The sequence below is a fragment of the Escherichia sp. KTE172 genome (genome assembly GCF_000408845.1).
In the GTDB taxonomy this organism is placed as follows: domain Bacteria; phylum Pseudomonadota; class Gammaproteobacteria; order Enterobacterales; family Enterobacteriaceae; genus Escherichia; species Escherichia coli.
Map to the genome: position 1 here is coordinate 3,686,601 of NZ_KE137316.1, position 17,202 is coordinate 3,703,802.

Sequence of the window (17,202 nt, forward strand, 5' to 3'; positions counted from 1 at the left end):
GTGAAAACGCGCAAAGCTGAACAAATAAAAAATTATGTGAGCCGAGTGGAATAAAAGCGCTCAACGTTTGTGAAAGTTACGGGCTGGAGAGACCAGTGATTATGGTTGAAATAATGAGGATGAATAAAACGCGGTAACTGTTATAGCACCACTTTGTTGCAGGACGCTCCCTCTTCATTACGTCCTGCACGTGGATACCCCAGCATCTCCATCAGCGGATCTTAGAATGTAATGGCGCGTGGCAGGTCGTTGGTTCCCAGCATAATGTAAGAAAACATCGGATCTCCTGAATAGATTCAGAGGGAGTATAGATAATCAGCTCAAATCACTCTCCGCTTTATGAGCCCAGGCTGGCATTGCCGTCAGATAACGTTTTGCACGCTTATGTGCTTCCTCCGGGCCGACTTTTTGCCAGGAATCAAGGAAGCTGGCTAAACCTGATACCGCTTCTTCCCAGGGTTTGAGATTGCCGTTGCTGTCGCTGCATTACGCACAATATTGATCACTGGCACTGTGTGCATCTGGTGCCGACATCGGCATTCCGCAAGCCTGACAGAACTGTTCATGTTGTGACATATGATGCTCCTTATGGTGACATCTTGATTAATAAACATACTGAATATGTATTGTGCAGGTGATACATCAGATCAAAGCAAAGGTAAAGCCTCGATATTTCCAGCCAGAAATACCGGGAACCTGTTGTTACCGGGCGATGAGTGCGAACACGCCCCAGCCAAAGCATTCCCGCGCGTAGGTCACGTAGCGTTTCGGCGCGATGTTTAGTTCGGCCCTGACTTCGGCGGCGAAGTCATCGTCAGGATTCGCTTCCAGCCAGCGGCGCATGGTCAGCCATTTTGCGGCTTCATACCGGTCCCAGCCTTCCTGGTCTGCCAGTACCATTTCCACCACGTCATAGCCGAGATCGTCGAACGCTCCGACAAGTCCTGGCAGCGTCAGGAAATCGCTTGTCGAGCTGACGCCGCAGGCCTGGGCTATTTCTTCTGTTGCTGGTAGCTGACGCCAGTAGGGTTCGCCGATAAGCATGATCCCGCCCGGTTTCAGGCTTTGCGCTAGCAGCTCCTCCGCCCCGGCAAACCCACCGGCAATCCATGTCGCGCCGACGCAGGCCGCCACGTCACATTTTTCATTTGCGACGTAACCGGCCGCATCGTTATGAATAAAATGTACGCGTTCGCTGACGCCGAGTTCTTCCGCGCGACGCTTTGCCTGCGCGGTGAAGAGCGAACTCATGTCGATGCCAGTCCCCGTAATGCCATGATCCCTGGCCCAGGTGCAGAGCATCTCGCCCGAGCCGCTGCCGAGGTCAAGAATGCGGGTGCCCGGCTTCATGCGCAGCACGCGACCCAGCGTGGCGTACTTCTCTTCGGTGAACGGGTTATGGATGCGGTGTTCACTTTCGCTGATGGTAAAAATACGTGGGATATCCATTATTTAATTCCTGTTATTGGGTTAAGCCTTAAAAAGGACACAACAAGATTGTTATTCACGTCAGTGCTCCGGTTTCATCAGGGTCTGCGCACCGGATGTGGCCGGTCAGGGTCATGGGCTGAGCGGTGAGTGATTGCATCATCCAGCAGGCTTTGTGCTCCTCCGGGATGGGATAAGGTGCCGGATAGCCTTTGTCTCCGGCACAGGGTTCGAACCCATGTCGGGGGTAATAGGTGGCGTGGCCGAGAACAAAAACCGTCTGGCAGCCCATCAACCTCAGGTGCTCGATGCCAGTGCGTATCAACCGTCCTCCCACGCCCATCCCTTGGTATTCCGGTATGACCGCCAGGGGAGCGAGGATGTGCATCAACGGTGAATCCATTTCTCCTTTGAAGGTTGCCCGGGTAAATAAAATATGCCCGACGGCTTTGCCTTCATACCGGGCTAGCAGCGATAACGCGGGGCGCGCGCTTTCATCCTCAAGTAAAGAGGCCACTAAATCGGCTTCTTTGCTGAAGCCAAATGCGCGGGTTTCGACTTCCCGGATATCACTGGCATCACTTTTATCTGTGATATGAAAAGTGAAGTGGTGTACTGTCATAGAAACTCTCCTTAGCGATTATCGAGCTGAGCGCGAACTTTATTCAGCTCGGTGGTGTTGATTCGATAGGGCTGGCCATTGACGGACTTGATAAGTTTTTTGGTTTTGAGTTTTTTGAAGACGGCGAGCGTGCAGTCGGTCAGCAACAGCCCTTCGCGGCTGTAGCATTCAACGGAAGTGACGCGGCCTGAAGAATCGCGGACGTGCGCAATACGTCTACCTTTAGCGAGAACGTGTAAGGTATGTTGTTCCTGACGGGATAAATTCATACTGAAGAACCTATTTAATCATCATGTGCAAAACGTGCAAACACACCGCGGTGTCCGCATTCGATTTCGGCGCATTGATAATCAGTCCGGCCTGAAAAGGTCGGGGAACTGATTATCGGATGATTACATTCTCCAGCATCAAAGCCTCGGGTTGAGTTGAAAGGTATTTACGGAGCGAATATTAACACGTAGTTATAGGAGGGATATGTTTCAGTAGAAAAAGTGTGATGTACTTTGGAAATTGAATGCCAACCCATTTACTGGAAAAGGCAGATGACACTGACGAATGCATGTTGAAGTACGCCTGAAATGGCCTCATCGGCTTTTCCCTTCGGGAGATTATTCTCCTTTTGTTAAATCCAGAACATAAATATGCTCACCCATCTTCGATGCTTGAAAAATTGAAGCCAATCCTGATAAGTAATTTTTTTGAAAGGGTATTTTCCGGATTCACACCGGCTTTGATGAGTGAAAAACCGTTCTCTTTTATTCAGTCAATCGTGGCGGTAATTGCTTCAATTGCATATCCCTGGCGAGCATAAGCGGGACTGATGGTATAGCCGAGCCAAAACACATCGCATTGCTGACGTAAATAGATATCACCAATCAAAACCTGCGTCATTTGTTGACAATGGCCAATTGAATATCGCGAGCAAGTGTAAGAACTCCCAGCAAGACCCTGTAAATAATTCTGTGTAACTGCCCACGATTAAAGGTGGCCGCTCAGGCGGCCACCGTATTCGATAATAAATGGGTCTGGAAAAAGTGCAGCATCTGGCAGCGTAATGCAGGTAGCCCAGTTCAACTCTCACTACCAGTATGATCCCAAGTTCGAGCGCGGAATGTATCTGTATGAGCATCGTCGCTGTTTCAATAACATCATCGACTACTGTAACTCACTTTGCTATCACGGTAAGTTGCAGCCTAAAAGAGGGATGGAAAAAGGACGATTTTCCCCGCAATGGGATATTTACATATTGATGGTAGAGGCATGAAGCCAAATGGAGGGAGCCGTCATAACCCTCTTGAAGCTGAAACAATAGCAGCATGGCTGGTGGCACATAAGGATGATATAGAGCGCCATTACGGGGAACCACTGTACAAAGTTGTTGGTGTTGTGACGCCATTTTCGGCGCAGGTTAATGCTATCAAAATGTCATTGCGTAAGCTGGAAATTAATGGCAAAGACGAGCAGGGTTTACTGACAGTGGGGACTGTGCACTCCTTGCAGGGGGCGGAAAGGGCGATTGTTCTCTTTTCTCCTGTCTACTCAAAACATGAAGATGGCAGGTTTCTTGATAGCAACAGCACTATCCTCAATGTTGCTGTCTCACGCGCTAAAGATAGTTTTCTGGTATTTGGCGATATGGACCTTATCGAGATGCAGCCCGCATTTTCGCCGCGAGGGTTATTGGCAAAATATCTCTTTTCTTCAGATAATAATGCGTTGCAATTTGAGTTTCAGAAACGACAGGATTTAATTTCCGCACATACACAAATTTCAACGCTGCATGGTGTGGAGCAGCATGATGAATTTTTGAACAAGACTCTTGCCGGAGCTCAAAAGAAAATAACGATTATTTCCCCTTGGTTATCCTGGCAAAAAGTGGAGCAAACGGGATTTCTGGCATCAATGGCTTTGGCCCGTTCCCGGGGCATTGATATTACCGTGGTGACGGATAAAAACTGCAATATAGCGCATGTCGATGATGATAAGCGTCAGGAGAAACAACATCTGCTGAATGATGCTGTTGAAAAGCTCAATAAGATGGGTATCGCTACGAAATTGGTTAATCGTGTTCACAGCAAAATTGTGATTGAGGATGAAGAACTGCTGTGTGTCGGATCTTTTAACTGGTTCAGTGCTACACGGGAAGATAAGTATCAACGATACGATACGTCTTTGGTGTACCGTGGTGAAGGCGTAAAAAATGAAATAAAGGCAATATATGGTAGTCTGGATCAACGTCAGCTTTAAATGTGATGAGCCGTTCATGATACAGGAGTAGTAAAGGGCATATTTTACCAATGTTAAGGCGACTTTCCGTTTTATTGCGAGTCGCCTTTCCTGATTATAAATCTTATTGTTTACCTAAGGAAGGTGCGAACAAGTCCCTGATATGAGATCATGTTTGTCATCTGGAGCCATGGAACAGGGTTCATCATGAGTCATCAACTTACCTTCGCCGACAGTGAATTCAGCAGTAAGCGCCGTCAGACCAGAAAAGAGATTTTCTTGTCCCGCATGGAGCAGATTCTGCCATGGCAAAACATGGTGGAAGTCATCGAGCCGTTTTACCCCAAGGCTGGTAATGGCCGGCGACCTTATCCGCTGGAAACCATGCTACGCATTCACTGCATGCAGCATTGGTACAACCTGAGCGATGGCGCGATGGAAGATGCTCTGTACGAAATCGCCTCCATGCGTCTGTTTGCCCGGTTATCCCTGGATAGCGCCTTGCCTGACCGCACCACCATCATGAATTTCCGCCACCTGCTGGAGCAGCATCAACTGGCCCGCCAATTGTTCAAGACCATCAATCGCTGGCTGGCCGAAGCAGGCGTCATGATGACTCAAGGCACCTTGGTCGATGCCACCATCATTGAGGCACCCAGCTCGACCAAGAACAAAGAGCAGCAACGCGATCCGGAGATGCATCAGACCAAGAAAGGCAATCAGTGGCACTTTGGCATGAAGGCCCACATTGGTGTCGATGCCAAGAGTGGCCTGACCCACAGCCTGGTCACCACCGCGGCCAACGAGCATGACCTCAATCAGCTGGGTAATCTGCTGCATGGAGAGGAGCAATTTGTCTCAGCCGATGCCGGCTACCAAGGGGCGCCACAGCGCGAGGAGCTGGCCGAGGTGGATGTGGACTGGCTGATCGCCGAGCGCCCCGGCAAGGTAAGAACCTTGAAACAGCATCCACGCAAGAACAAAACGGCCATCAACATCGAATCCATGAAAGCCAGCATCCGGGCCAAGGTGGAGCACCCATTTCGCATCATCAAGCGACAGTTCGGCTTCGTGAAAGCCAGATACAAGGGGTTGCTGAAAAACGATAACCAACTGGCGATGTTATTCACGCTGGCCAACCTGTTTCGGGCGGACCAAATGATACGTCAGTGGGAGAGATCTCACTAAAAACTGGGGATAACGCCTTAAATGGCGAAGAAACGGTCTAAATAGGCTGATTCAAGGCATTTACGGGAGAAAAAATCGGCTCAAACATGAAGAAATGAAATGACTGAGTCAGCCGAGAAGAATTTCCCCGCTTATTCGCACCTTCCCTAATCATTTTCCTTTGCATAATGCGCCTGGGATTAATGGCGGGTGCTTTTAGGAATGAAAGAAAATGCAAGCAATAATATAATAATGGCCTAATTTCTTTGAACATCATTAAGCATATCATCATCGTCTATTTGCCAGAATCCGTCGACTTATAATCGCCAGAACGGCATATCAGGACGGTGCTGCGAACGCTGTGGCCCAAAACGTTCCAGTAAACTGTGTAGATGTTCGTAGATTTCCGAGCCATAATCGAAAAGGCGCGGATGTCTATTAAGGCATCCGGCTAATCTGTAAGCAATAACAACGGTTTATGCGGTGCGCGTTTTTCACCCTTGTGCCAGATTATTATATTGGCAATTGCCTGCTGTTCGAGCCCGCAAGTGAAGAGATATTACCTTGATCTCATTTGTTTTTTGTTGTCTACTCTGAGAACGAACAAGGACATCCCCCATGAATAAACTCCCCGCTCACCTTTCGCGCCAAAACTGCAAAATTGCTTCTACAAATCTGTCAGAAATAATCCCCCGACGGGCTGCAGTGCTGAAATGACTGCTTCGCAGTGCCGTCGTCCAGTTCTCCGGTGACCGGTACGCTGAACCGTAATATCCCGTGCTTAAATCGTCCGGGTCTTCATCAGGCGCGTTCGTCAGTCCTCTTTCACCTTGTTGCTGGAAGTCGACGAAAATAATATTGGCTAAAACATTATTTTGATAATTGCCATAAATAGCTTCATACGAATGCGGGAAATTTTCTTTCCAGTACCAGGTGGTATCGCCGCAAAACCACGGCGCGTCAGTAATATTATTAAGCTGAGAATGGTATTGTTTTAGATCCCTACGAAAGGCTTCAACCATATGATTAAAGTGTTGAGGGTGTGACGCGTAGTCACTGGTCATTAAGTCAAATTCGCCTTGCATCCAGCATGCGCCGAGGAATTTGTTCTGCGGATTTTTTGCCAGTGCGGCTCGCGTTCTGCTGACTAAATCCTGGTACAGCGGAGTATCCGTTCCCCAACGACAAGCATCATGGCTGGCTCCGTGCCGTTCTGAATATGTCCCTTCGCTGCCCGCGGTAAAAGCCGATCCGCCACGGCAACACGGAACGATAAGAATCCCTGCATTATCAGGAATGAAGGGCAGTAATTTCCGTGCAATATGCAGTGCCTGGCCAACGGTGCCGTACTGTGTTTGATGATTCGTTGCCAGAGGATGGTGATAACCCTGCATATCCTGAACATCGTGTGGGCAGTGAGTCAGTGGAATAATGTCGTTAAAGTGACATGGCGGGCCTCCGGGATGCGTATGCGCAAATCTCGCTAATTGTTTAATTCTGGGATGAGGCGCATCTTCCCTGTCCGGTAATGGCAGTCCTTCGCCATACGCCATGGCATTAGACTGACCAGCAACGGTAAGAACATAGTAATAATCGGGCGATATTATTGCGTTCATATAAATTTCGCGTAATTGAAATGACAAATTGATAGCAGGGCCCCTTTACCGGGGCCCTGAAGCGTTAGTTTTGTACTGTGACTTTATTATCCTTCACAGTGATCAAAACTGAATCCGTCACCGCTTTGCCGCCTGCAGTTTCACCGCCAATAATCAATAGACTATTATTCCAGGGCAATGATACTCCGTAGGCCCGACCTTGCGATAATTCACCCGATTTATCCCATTTCCCGTTATGCCAAAGATGAATATCAGTGCTATATGATTTTTTCAGGCCTTCATGCGCATAGTTCTTACCGTTCTGGTAATTTTCTCGTGAACCTTTGAATCCGGCCCCTCCGGCAAATATAAGAGAATCATTGCTTATCCCCGCAAAACCGCCAGCTACGCCATCTGGTGATGAGACGGGAGCAAGCTTATTCCATTTTAAATTATTACCGGTGAAATCAAGTTCAAATACGGCATCCGTTCGCAATCCTGGTTTGGCTTCGCCATTAATAAGCCAGGTTTTATCACCTTTATTCACAACCGCCGCACCAGCCGTTCCGTACCAGGGCGATTCGCCAGCGTAACTCCATTGCTGTGTTGAGGGATCAAAAGACAACAGAAACTTATTGAAGAAATAATCTTCTGCTTTTTTGTCAAAATAGTGAGCATTGATTTTATCTATAGCGGTTGAATCTTTTCCAGCCTCGTTGAGATCTTCAAAATAGCCATTGAAGATATTCTGGTTAACACCACCAGTAACATAAGCCTTGCCGTTGTGTACAAAAGTCACATGGCCCGCCATGCCCATCGGCGCGTGCGACATCAATTTAACCCAACTATTGGTTTTGGGGTTGTATTTGTGTACGTCATTAAATACCTGAGTCAAGCCCTCGCTGTTTTTGCCAATGCCGCCAAACACATACAGATTGCCATCAATAAATGCAGAGGTTGCTTGATCTCTTGGTCCGCCAGGGAATGCAGCTAACGCTGTCCATTTTTTATCTTTGGCCTGTGTATCCAGCTTGTACCATGCCGTACCTGCGCTACCTAAACCAATGTAGACAGTGTCGTTATCAATTGCTCCGGTACCACTTTTAAATGGCACAGGAGTTTCCGGTAATACAGACGCGTTTGCGGCAAATGAAGCCATCATGATAGCAAGCGCCGTTATTGTTTTATTCATTGTGACTGTCTCCTGTCTACTACAGTTTAAATGACACACCAATGCGATAACTGTTTTCCGATAAATTATCTCTGCCGTTGTAAACACCCTGACGGTCAAGGTAGTCATATTCTATGTATGGCGTAATATCGGGCGTCATATGGTATTGTAGAACAAATGCATTTTCCGTCGCCCATTTCTTATGGTTTGCATAGCGATAATCGTTCTGTTTGCTGTATAGCGTCGTTTGCCATGCGAAGGTGAAATCACTATTAATATGGTAAGTGACATATCCATCCCAACGATGAACGTTATCACGAGACATATCACCGGATAAGTCTTGTTGTCGGTAAGCTTTCCAGTCGTAACGATAGCGAATGCCAAAATTAAGATCTTTTGTCGCGTCCCAGGACAGTTTTACGTAGGGTCCGTAGCGTGTGCCGTTGCTGCTAAAATGCGTTAACATTCCCGGGCGCACCGTCCATTGATCATCAAGTTTAATCGCGTAATTAACTTCAACCTGAACATCATTGAGTGCGGCATTTTCCTTTTTATTATCATGAATGGTATTCCAGGTATTACTTTCCATGCTTGCCCACCATCCATTTTGCCATCCCTCACTGACTTTGAGTCGAGTCTCATAGGCGTGGCTTCCACTACGATATCCACCACGTACGTCCAGTGTCGCAGCCTGAGAAATTAATGGGGACGAAAAGCACAGTAATAATACGCCAGAAAGTATTTTAGCCTTTTTCATAAATTTCACTCATTTGTAGGATACAGAAAGCAATACAAAGCCCGCATAAACAATTAGCATTTATGTTGTGTAATATTTTTTTGCCAGGCTTATAGTGTCTTTGGCAACCGGTAGCTGTATTTTATATTTTTTTGTATAAGGTCTCCTGTGAAAAATCTCTTTTCACATTATTTAAATAAACAGAGATCCAGATTAAATACCTGAGTATAAAATCTCTTCTGATGTTTAATTGATTTGAATGTTCGTAAGCTATATCACTTACTCAATCCATTTTACCCAGAGTCATAAAATAGAATGTCTGTTGATCTCATTTTCATATTCCTTTCAGACTGAAGTGCGTTTTCATCACCCGATGAGAAAGAACTGAAGTGATGTTTGCCATAGATTGCGAGATGCCCTGTCTCATTGACTATCTTGGTGCACCTTTATACCTGTTATACCAGATCAAAAATCACGCAATCCATACAACAAAACCAGATTTGCAATTCGTGTCACAAAATATGTCGATCTTTTTCTAAGAGGAAGATGCCATGTGAAGCCAGACGAACACTTGCGGTGGTCTTCAAAAACTAAAGATCTTAGTTTAACTATTTGTTTTATAAATAATTTATTTAGAGTCTAAACAAGGGGAGCTTTGCAAGCTAACTCAGTGAGCTTGGTGAAAATCAGTGTTTACCCGCCATCAGGCTGAGCATAATTCTCATCATGAAATATGTTTCCTGGTTTGTGGCTTGTAACTGGTCACTTCTGAAGTCGATCTGGAGAGGCTTGTTGATGTTGGTGTTTTCAGGATGATGTTTCACTTAGTTTGTTTGCCGTATCGCCCGGCGAATGGCTGTGATTGAGGAAGGTTTAAGTCGTAGTGACCAAAGCTATATTTACCAACGAATGTAGATGAAAAAATCATCTCCTGCGTTCCCCCATATCTCCAGGATAAAAAGGAATGTAACAATCTCATGGCGTAAGCTGACGAATCAGCAGGAATAATCGCTAGGGACCTAAGAATTAGCATGATAATAGCCACTAAGAAATTACTGCGCTCCATGAAATAGCCATTTTGTGGCAAATGGAGTTGACTAATAATGTCATATGTGAGACGGCTAGTTGAACGAATATTAAATTTTGCTGAATTTTTTATGTTGATTTTACTTGTTACAGAACATATCACATGATATATAGATAAGATTAGTTGCATTAATGATGAGGGTTATTATTAGATTCGTATCCGATTGATAAATATATAAAGGTACATAGCATGCAAGAGCATGGCGTTTGTATGGCAACGTTATTATAATTAACAGTTGCTACTCCATTTAAGTTCACTCAGAAGAACTGGTCCACTTACGTTAGTTATTAAGCAAACGTTCGCTTTTATAAACATAATCAGGATAAAAATGTTGGATTATTGCTAACCCAGCACAGCTAGTGCGCGTCTGTAATTATAAGGGAAAAACGATGAAGAATAAGGCTGATAACAAAAAAAGGAACTTCCTGACCCATAGTGAAATCGAATCACTCCTTAAAGCAGCAAATACCGGGCCTCATGCAGCACGTAATTATTGTCTGACTTTGCTTTGTTTTATTCATGGTTTCCGGGCGAGTGAAATTTGTCGATTGAGGATTTCGGATATTGATCTTAAGGCAAAGTGTATATATATCCATCGATTAAAAAAAGGCTTTTCAACAACGCACCCGCTATTGAATAAAGAAGTTCAGGCTTTAAAAAACTGGTTGAGTATCCGTACTTCGTACCCGCATGCTGAGAGCGAGTGGGTATTTTTATCACGTAAGGGGAATCCGCTTTCTCGGCAACAGTTTTACCATATTATCTCGACTTCCGGTGGTAATGCCGGGTTGTCACTGGAGATTCATCCGCACATGTTACGCCATTCGTGTGGTTTTGCTTTGGCGAATATGGGAATAGATACGCGACTTATCCAGGATTATCTTGGGCATCGCAATATTCGTCATACTGTCTGGTATACCGCCAGCAATGCAGGGCGTTTTTACGGCATCTGGGATAGAGCCAGAGGACGACAGCGTCACGCTGTTTTATAGAGATAGTTGAGATACCAGGGATGGTGTTAAAAACTACATTATTCTTACGATATATCAAAAATGATTAACCATTTATTAATTGATGTTATTGTAAGTGTGATTCTTAATTATCATAATAAACATTAAGTTAACCATATCCATACAAAATACAATGGTTTATGTTCTTCAAAATAAATAAACAAAATCATTCATAAATTTACACATCACTTAAAATCTCCTGTTTCCGCACTTTTTTCTTTATTTTTTAAGCAACTGGAAGTTAATCCACTGCAATCTATTGTTATATTGAATCAAATCAATGAAAATAGATGTTGTCACATCAGTGATATTTTATTTTTGTATGATATTTAATGTAATTGACTGATAGCCACATCACTCCGTGTGTGGTTATCTTTTTATCTATTGGGCTAATTTTGACCGATTGAGGTTTCCTATAGGTATTCATTCAAATATATCTCAGTTAGGAGTACTACTATTGTGAGTAAACGTCGTTATCTTACCGGTAAAGAAGTTCAGGCCATGATGCAGGCGGTTTGTTACGGGGCAACGGGAGCCAGAGATTATTGTCTTATTCTGTTGGCATATCGGCATGGGATGCGTATTAGTGAACTGCTTGATCTGCATTATCAGGACCTTGACCTTAATGAAGGTAGAATAAATATTCGCCGACTGAAGAACGGATTTTCTACCGTTCACCCGTTACGTTTTGATGAGCGTGAAGCCGTGGAACGCTGGACCCAGGAACGTGCTAACTGGAAAGGCGCTGACCGGACTGACGCTATATTTATTTCTCGCCGCGGGAGTCGGCTTTCTCGCCAGCAGGCCTATCGCATTATTCGCGATGCCGGTATTGAAGCTGGAACCGTAACGCAGACTCATCCTCATATGTTAAGGCATGCTTGCGGTTATGAATTGGCGGAGCGTGGTGCAGATACTCGTTTAATTCAGGATTATCTCGGGCATCGAAATATTCGCCATACTGTGCGTTATACCGCCAGTAATGCTGCTCGTTTTGCCGGATTATGGGAAAGAAATAATCTCATAAACGAAAAATTAAAAAGAGAAGAGGTTTGATTTAACTTATTGATAATAAAGTTAAAAAAACAAATAAATACAAGACAATTGGGGCCAAACTGTCCATATCATAAATAAGTTACGTATTTTTTCTCAAGCATAAAAATATTAAAAAACGACAAAAAGCATCTAACTGTTTGATATGTAAATTATTTCTATTGTAAATTAATTTCACATCACCTCCGCTATATGTAAAGCTAACGTTTCTGTGGCTCGACGCATCTTCCTCATTCTTCTCTCCAAAAACCACCTCATGCAATATAAACATCTATAAATAAAGATAACAATAGAATATTAAGCCAACAAATAAACTGAAAAAGTTTGTCCGCGATGCTTTCCTCTATGAGTCAAAATGGCCCCAAATGTTTCATCTTTTGGGGGAAAACTGTGCAGTGTTGGCAGTCAAACTCGTTTACAAAACAAAGTGTACAGAACGACTGCCCATGTCGATTTAGAAATAGTTTTTTGAAAGGAAAGCAGCATGAAAATTAAAACTCTGGCAATCGTTGTTCTGTCGGCTCTGTCCCTCAGTTCTACAGCGGCTCTGGCCGCTGCCACGACGGTTAATGGTGGGACCGTTCACTTTAAAGGGGAAGTTGTTAACGCCGCTTGCGCAGTTGATGCAGGCTCTGTTGATCAAACCGTTCAGTTAGGACAGGTTCGTACCGCATCGCTGGCACAGGAAGGAGCAACCAGTTCTGCTGTCGGTTTTAACATTCAGCTGAATGATTGCGATACCAATGTTGCATCTAAAGCCGCTGTTGCCTTTTTAGGTACGGCGATTGATGCGGGTCATACCAACGTTCTGGCTCTGCAGAGTTCAGCTGCGGGTAGCGCAACAAACGTTGGTGTGCAGATCCTGGACAGAACGGGTGCTGCGCTGACGCTGGATGGTGCGACATTTAGTTCAGAAACAACCCTGAATAACGGAACCAATACCATTCCGTTCCAGGCGCGTTATTTTGCAACCGGGGCCGCAACCCCGGGTGCTGCTAATGCGGATGCGACCTTCAAGGTTCAGTATCAATAACCTACCCAGGTTCAGGGACGTCATTACGGGCAGGGATGCCCACCCTTGTGCGATAAAAATAACGATGAAAAGGAAGAGATTATTTCTATTAGCGTCGTTGCTGCCAATGTTTGCTCTGGCCGGAAATAAATGGAATACCACGTTGCCCGGCGGAAATATGCAATTTCAGGGCGTCATTATTGCGGAAACTTGCCGGATTGAAGCCGGTGATAAACAAATGACGGTCAATATGGGGCAAATCAGCAGTAACCGGTTTCATGCGGTTGGGGAAGATAGCGCACCGGTGCCTTTTGTTATTCATTTACGGGAATGTAGCACGGTGGTGAGTGAACGTGTAGGTGTGGCGTTTCACGGTGTCGCGGATGGTAAAAATCCGGATGTGCTTTCCGTGGGAGAGGGGCCAGGGATAGCCACCAATATTGGCGTAGCGTTGTTTGATGATGAAGGAAACCTCGTACCGATTAATCGTCCTCCAGCAAACTGGAAACGGCTTTATTCAGGCTCTACTTCGCTACATTTCATCGCCAAATATCGTGCTACCGGGCGTCGGGTTACTGGCGGCATCGCCAATGCCCAGGCCTGGTTCTCTTTAACCTATCAGTAATTGTTCAGCAGATAATGTGATAACAGGAACAGGACAGTGAGTAATAAAAACGTCAATGTAAGGAAATCGCAGGAAATAACATTCTGCTTGCTGGCAGGTATCCTGATGTTCATGGCAATGATGGTTGCCGGACGCGCTGAAGCGGGAGTGGCCTTAGGTGCGACTCGCGTAATTTATCCGGCAGGGCAAAAACAAGTGCAACTTGCCGTGACAAATAATGATGAAAATAGTACCTATTTAATTCAATCATGGGTGGAAAATGCCGATGGTGTAAAGGATGGTCGTTTTATCGTGACGCCTCCTCTGTTTGCGATGAAGGGAAAAAAAGAGAATACCTTACGTATTCTTGATGCAACAAATAACCAATTGCCACAGGACCGGGAAAGTTTATTCTGGATGAACGTTAAAGCGATTCCGTCAATGGATAAATCAAAATTGACTGAGAATACGCTACAGCTCGCAATTATCAGCCGCATTAAACTGTACTATCGCCCGGCTAAATTAGCGTTGCCACCCGATCAGGCCGCAGAAAAATTAAGATTTCGTCGTAGCGCGAATTCTCTGACGCTGATTAACCCGACACCCTATTACCTGACGGTAACAGAGTTGAATGCCGGAACCCGGGTTCTTGAAAATGCATTGGTGCCTCCAATGGGCGAAAGCACGGTTAAATTGCCTTCTGATGCAGGAAGCAATATTACTTACCGAACAATAAATGATTATGGCGCACTTACCCCCAAAATGACGGGCGTAATGGAATAACGCAGGGGGAATTTTTCGCCTGAATAAAAAGAATTGACTGCCGGGTGATTTTAAGCCGGAGGAATAATGTCATATCTGAATTTAAGACTTTACCAGCGAAACACACAATGCTTGCATATTCGTAAGCATCGTTTGGCTGGTTTTTTTGTCCGACTCGTTGTCGCCTGTGCTTTTGCCGCACAGGCACCTTTGTCATCTGCCGACCTCTATTTTAATCCGCGCTTTTTAGCGGATGATCCCCAGGCTGTGGCCGATTTATCGCGTTTTGAAAATGGGCAAGAATTACCGCCAGGGACGTATCGCGTCGATATCTATTTGAATAATGGTTATATGGCAACGCGTGATGTCACATTTAATACGGGCGACAGTGAACAAGGGATTGTTCCCTGCCTGACACGCGCGCAACTCGCCAGTATGGGGCTGAATACGGCTTCTGTCGCCGGTATGAATCTGCTGGCGGATGATGCCTGTGTGCCATTAACCACAATGGTCCAGGACGCTACTGCGCATCTGGATGTTGGTCAGCAGCGACTGAACCTGACGATCCCTCAGGCATTTATGAGTAATCGCGCGCGTGGTTATATTCCTCCTGAGTTATGGGATCCCGGTATTAATGCCGGATTGCTCAATTATAATTTCAGCGGAAATAGTGTACAGAATCGGATTGGGGGTAACAGCCATTATGCATATTTAAACCTACAGAGTGGGTTAAATATTGGTGCGTGGCGTTTACGCGACAATACCACCTGGAGTTATAACAGTAGCGACAGATCATCAGGTAGCAAAAATAAATGGCAGCATATCAATACCTGGCTTGAGCGAGACATAATACCGTTACGTTCCCGGCTGACGCTGGGTGATGGTTATACTCAGGGCGATATTTTCGATGGTATTAACTTTCGCGGCGCACAATTGGCCTCAGATGACAATATGTTACCCGATAGTCAAAGAGGATTTGCCCCGGTGATCCACGGTATTGCTCGTGGTACTGCACAGGTCACTATTAAACAAAATGGGTATGACATTTATAATAGTACGGTGCCACCGGGGCCTTTTACCATCAACGATATCTATGCCGCAGGTAATAGTGGTGACTTGCAGGTAACGATCAAAGAGGCTGACGGCAGCACGCAGATTTTTACCGTACCCTATTCGTCAGTCCCGCTTTTGCAACGTGAAGGGCATACTCGTTATTCCATTACGGCAGGAGAATACCGTAGTGGAAATGCGCAGCAGGAAAAACCCCGCTTTTTCCAGAGTACATTACTCCACGGCCTTCCGGCTGGCTGGACAATATATGGTGGAACGCAACTGGCGGATCGTTATCGTGCTTTTAATTTCGGTATCGGGAAAAACATGGGGGCACTGGGCGCTCTGTCTGTGGATATGACGCAGGCTAATTCCACACTTCCCGATGACAGTCAGCATGACGGACAATCGGTGCGTTTTCTCTATAACAAATCGCTCAATGAATCAGGCACGAATATTCAGTTAGTGGGTTACCGTTATTCGACCAGCGGATATTTTAATTTCGCTGATACAACATACAGTCGAATGAATGGCTACAACATCGAAACACAGGACGGAGTTATTCAGGTTAAGCCGAAATTCACCGACTATTACAACCTCGCTTATAACAAACGCGGGAAATTACAACTCACCGTTACTCAGCAACTCGGGCGCACATCAACACTGTATTTGAGTGGTAGCCATCAAACTTATTGGGGAACGAGTAATGTCGATGAGCAATTCCAGGCTGGATTAAATACTGCGTTCGAAGATATCAACTGGACGCTCAGCTATAGCCTGACGAAAAACGCCTGGCAAAAAGGACGGGATCAGATGTTAGCGCTTAACGTCAATATTCCTTTCAGCCACTGGCTGCGTTCTGACAGTAAATCTCAGTGGCGACATGCCAGTGCCAGCTACAGCATGTCACACGATCTCAACGGTCGGATGACCAATCTGGCTGGTGTATACGGTACGTTGCTGGAAGACAACAACCTCAGCTATAGCGTGCAAACCGGCTATGCCGGGGGAGGCGATGGAAATAGCGGAAGTACAGGCTACGCCACGCTGAATTATCGCGGTGGTTACGGCAATGCCAATATCGGTTACAGCCATAGCGATGATATTAAGCAGCTCTATTACGGAGTCAGCGGTGGGGTACTGGCTCATGCCAATGGCGTAACGCTGGGGCAGCCGTTAAACGATACGGTGGTGCTTGTTAAAGCGCCTGGCGCAAAAGATGCAAAAGTCGAAAACCAGACGGGGGTGCGTACCGACTGGCGTGGTTATGCCGTGCTGCCTTATGCCACTGAATATCGGGAAAATAGAGTGGCGCTGGATACCAATACCCTGGCTGATAACGTCGATTTAGATAACGCGGTTGCTAACGTTGTTCCCACTCGTGGGGCGATCGTGCGAGCAGAGTTTAAAGCGCGCGTTGGGATAAAACTGCTCATGACGCTGACCCACAATAATAAGCCGCTGCCGTTTGGGGCGATGGTGACATCAGAGAGTAGCCAGAGTAGCGGCATTGTTGCGGATAATGGTCAGGTTTACCTCAGCGGAATGCCTTTAGCGGGAAAAGTTCAGGTGAAATGGGGAGAAGAGGAAAATGCTCACTGTGTCGCCAATTATCAACTGCCACCAGAGAGTCAGCAGCAGTTATTAACCCAGCTATCAGCTGAATGTCGTTAAGGGGG

General features: G+C 45.8%; 14 protein-coding genes and 4 pseudogenes. 8 read left to right on the forward strand and 10 right to left on the reverse strand.

The genetic code is table 11. From position 1 onward, the window contains the following. Positions 1–161: 161 nt before the first annotated feature. The 6 genes and pseudogenes from G434_RS30540 to G434_RS30800 all read right to left on the reverse strand — a co-directional run. Positions 162–278 (reverse strand): annotated as a pseudogene (locus G434_RS30540) (VOC family protein); the annotation flags it as partial. A gap of 37 nt (positions 279–315) precedes the next feature. Beyond that, positions 316–534: pseudogene (locus G434_RS29280) on the reverse strand (hypothetical protein). 168 nt (positions 535–702) lie between these two features. Further along, a complete protein-coding gene (locus tag G434_RS06675) occupies positions 703–1,449 on the reverse strand; it encodes an SAM-dependent methyltransferase (protein ID WP_000354251.1) in 747 nt (248 codons plus the stop codon). A 55-nt stretch (positions 1,450–1,504) separates the two neighbouring features. After that, complete coding sequence (locus G434_RS06670; protein WP_001309181.1) at positions 1,505–2,050, reverse strand: GNAT family N-acetyltransferase; 546 nt, start codon at positions 2,048–2,050, stop codon at positions 1,505–1,507. Positions 2,051–2,061: 11 nt separating this feature from the next. Continuing rightward, the gene (locus G434_RS06665; RefSeq protein ID WP_001054376.1) at positions 2,062–2,319 is read right to left on the reverse strand and encodes a YjhX family toxin; all 258 of its coding nucleotides are present in this window, start codon (positions 2,317–2,319) and stop codon (positions 2,062–2,064) included. A 490-nt stretch (positions 2,320–2,809) separates the two neighbouring features. Beyond that, positions 2,810–2,941, reverse strand: coding sequence for a GNAT family N-acetyltransferase (locus G434_RS30800; protein WP_001309182.1), 132 nt, complete (start codon positions 2,939–2,941; stop codon positions 2,810–2,812). 115 nt (positions 2,942–3,056) lie between these two features. On the opposite strand from G434_RS30800, the pseudogene yjhR reads away from it, so the two are divergent. Both yjhR and G434_RS06655 read left to right on the forward strand, forming a co-directional pair. Next, a pseudogene (gene yjhR / locus G434_RS06660) lies at positions 3,057–4,297 on the forward strand (helicase YjhR); the annotation flags it as partial. A 186-nt stretch (positions 4,298–4,483) separates the two neighbouring features. After that, a complete protein-coding gene (locus tag G434_RS06655; protein WP_000019400.1) occupies positions 4,484–5,464 on the forward strand; it encodes an IS5-like element IS5 family transposase in 981 nt (326 codons plus the stop codon). A gap of 299 nt (positions 5,465–5,763) precedes the next feature. Here G434_RS06655 and G434_RS30805 read toward each other — a convergent pair. From G434_RS30805 to nanC, 4 genes and pseudogenes are all read right to left on the reverse strand, one after another. Continuing rightward, positions 5,764–5,969, reverse strand: a pseudogene (locus G434_RS30805) (restriction endonuclease); the annotation flags it as partial. A 109-nt stretch (positions 5,970–6,078) separates the two neighbouring features. Next, positions 6,079–7,059, reverse strand: coding sequence for a 9-O-acetyl-N-acetylneuraminic acid deacetylase (locus tag G434_RS06650; RefSeq protein ID WP_000991438.1), 981 nt, complete (start codon positions 7,057–7,059; stop codon positions 6,079–6,081). A 64-nt stretch (positions 7,060–7,123) separates the two neighbouring features. After that, complete coding sequence (gene nanM / locus G434_RS06645; RefSeq protein ID WP_001309184.1) at positions 7,124–8,230, reverse strand: N-acetylneuraminate epimerase; 1,107 nt, start codon at positions 8,228–8,230, stop codon at positions 7,124–7,126. 19 nt (positions 8,231–8,249) lie between these two features. Then, on the reverse strand, positions 8,250–8,966 hold the full coding sequence (nanC, locus tag G434_RS0125840) for an N-acetylneuraminic acid outer membrane channel NanC (protein ID WP_001295734.1): 717 nt from the start codon (positions 8,964–8,966) through the stop codon (positions 8,250–8,252). A 1,455-nt stretch (positions 8,967–10,421) separates the two neighbouring features. Here nanC and fimB point away from each other — a divergent pair. The 6 genes from fimB to fimD all read left to right on the forward strand — a co-directional run bounded on the left by fimB (position 10,422) and on the right by fimD (position 17,197). After that, positions 10,422–11,024: a type 1 fimbria switch DNA invertase FimB gene (gene fimB / locus G434_RS06640; protein WP_000790583.1), complete on the forward strand. Its 603-nt coding sequence runs from the start codon at positions 10,422–10,424 to the stop codon at positions 11,022–11,024. Positions 11,025–11,501: 477 nt separating this feature from the next. Next, positions 11,502–12,098 carry a type 1 fimbria switch DNA invertase FimE gene (gene fimE / locus G434_RS06635; RefSeq protein WP_000044711.1) on the forward strand — a complete coding sequence of 199 codons (597 nt, stop codon included), beginning with the start codon at positions 11,502–11,504 and terminating at the stop codon, positions 12,096–12,098. 481 nt (positions 12,099–12,579) lie between these two features. Beyond that, a complete protein-coding gene (gene fimA / locus G434_RS06630; protein WP_000695564.1) occupies positions 12,580–13,128 on the forward strand; it encodes a type 1 fimbrial major subunit FimA in 549 nt (182 codons plus the stop codon). Between the two features lie 64 nt (positions 13,129–13,192). Further along, positions 13,193–13,732: a type 1 fimbrial minor subunit FimI gene (locus G434_RS06625; protein ID WP_000824114.1), complete on the forward strand. Its 540-nt coding sequence runs from the start codon at positions 13,193–13,195 to the stop codon at positions 13,730–13,732. Between the two features lie 36 nt (positions 13,733–13,768). After that, positions 13,769–14,494 carry a type 1 fimbria chaperone FimC gene (fimC, locus tag G434_RS06620; protein WP_000066560.1) on the forward strand — a complete coding sequence of 242 codons (726 nt, stop codon included), beginning with the start codon at positions 13,769–13,771 and terminating at the stop codon, positions 14,492–14,494. Between the two features lie 66 nt (positions 14,495–14,560). Further along, a complete protein-coding gene (gene fimD / locus G434_RS06615) occupies positions 14,561–17,197 on the forward strand; it encodes a fimbrial usher FimD (RefSeq protein ID WP_000121002.1) in 2,637 nt (878 codons plus the stop codon). Positions 17,198–17,202: the final 5 nt, after the last annotated feature.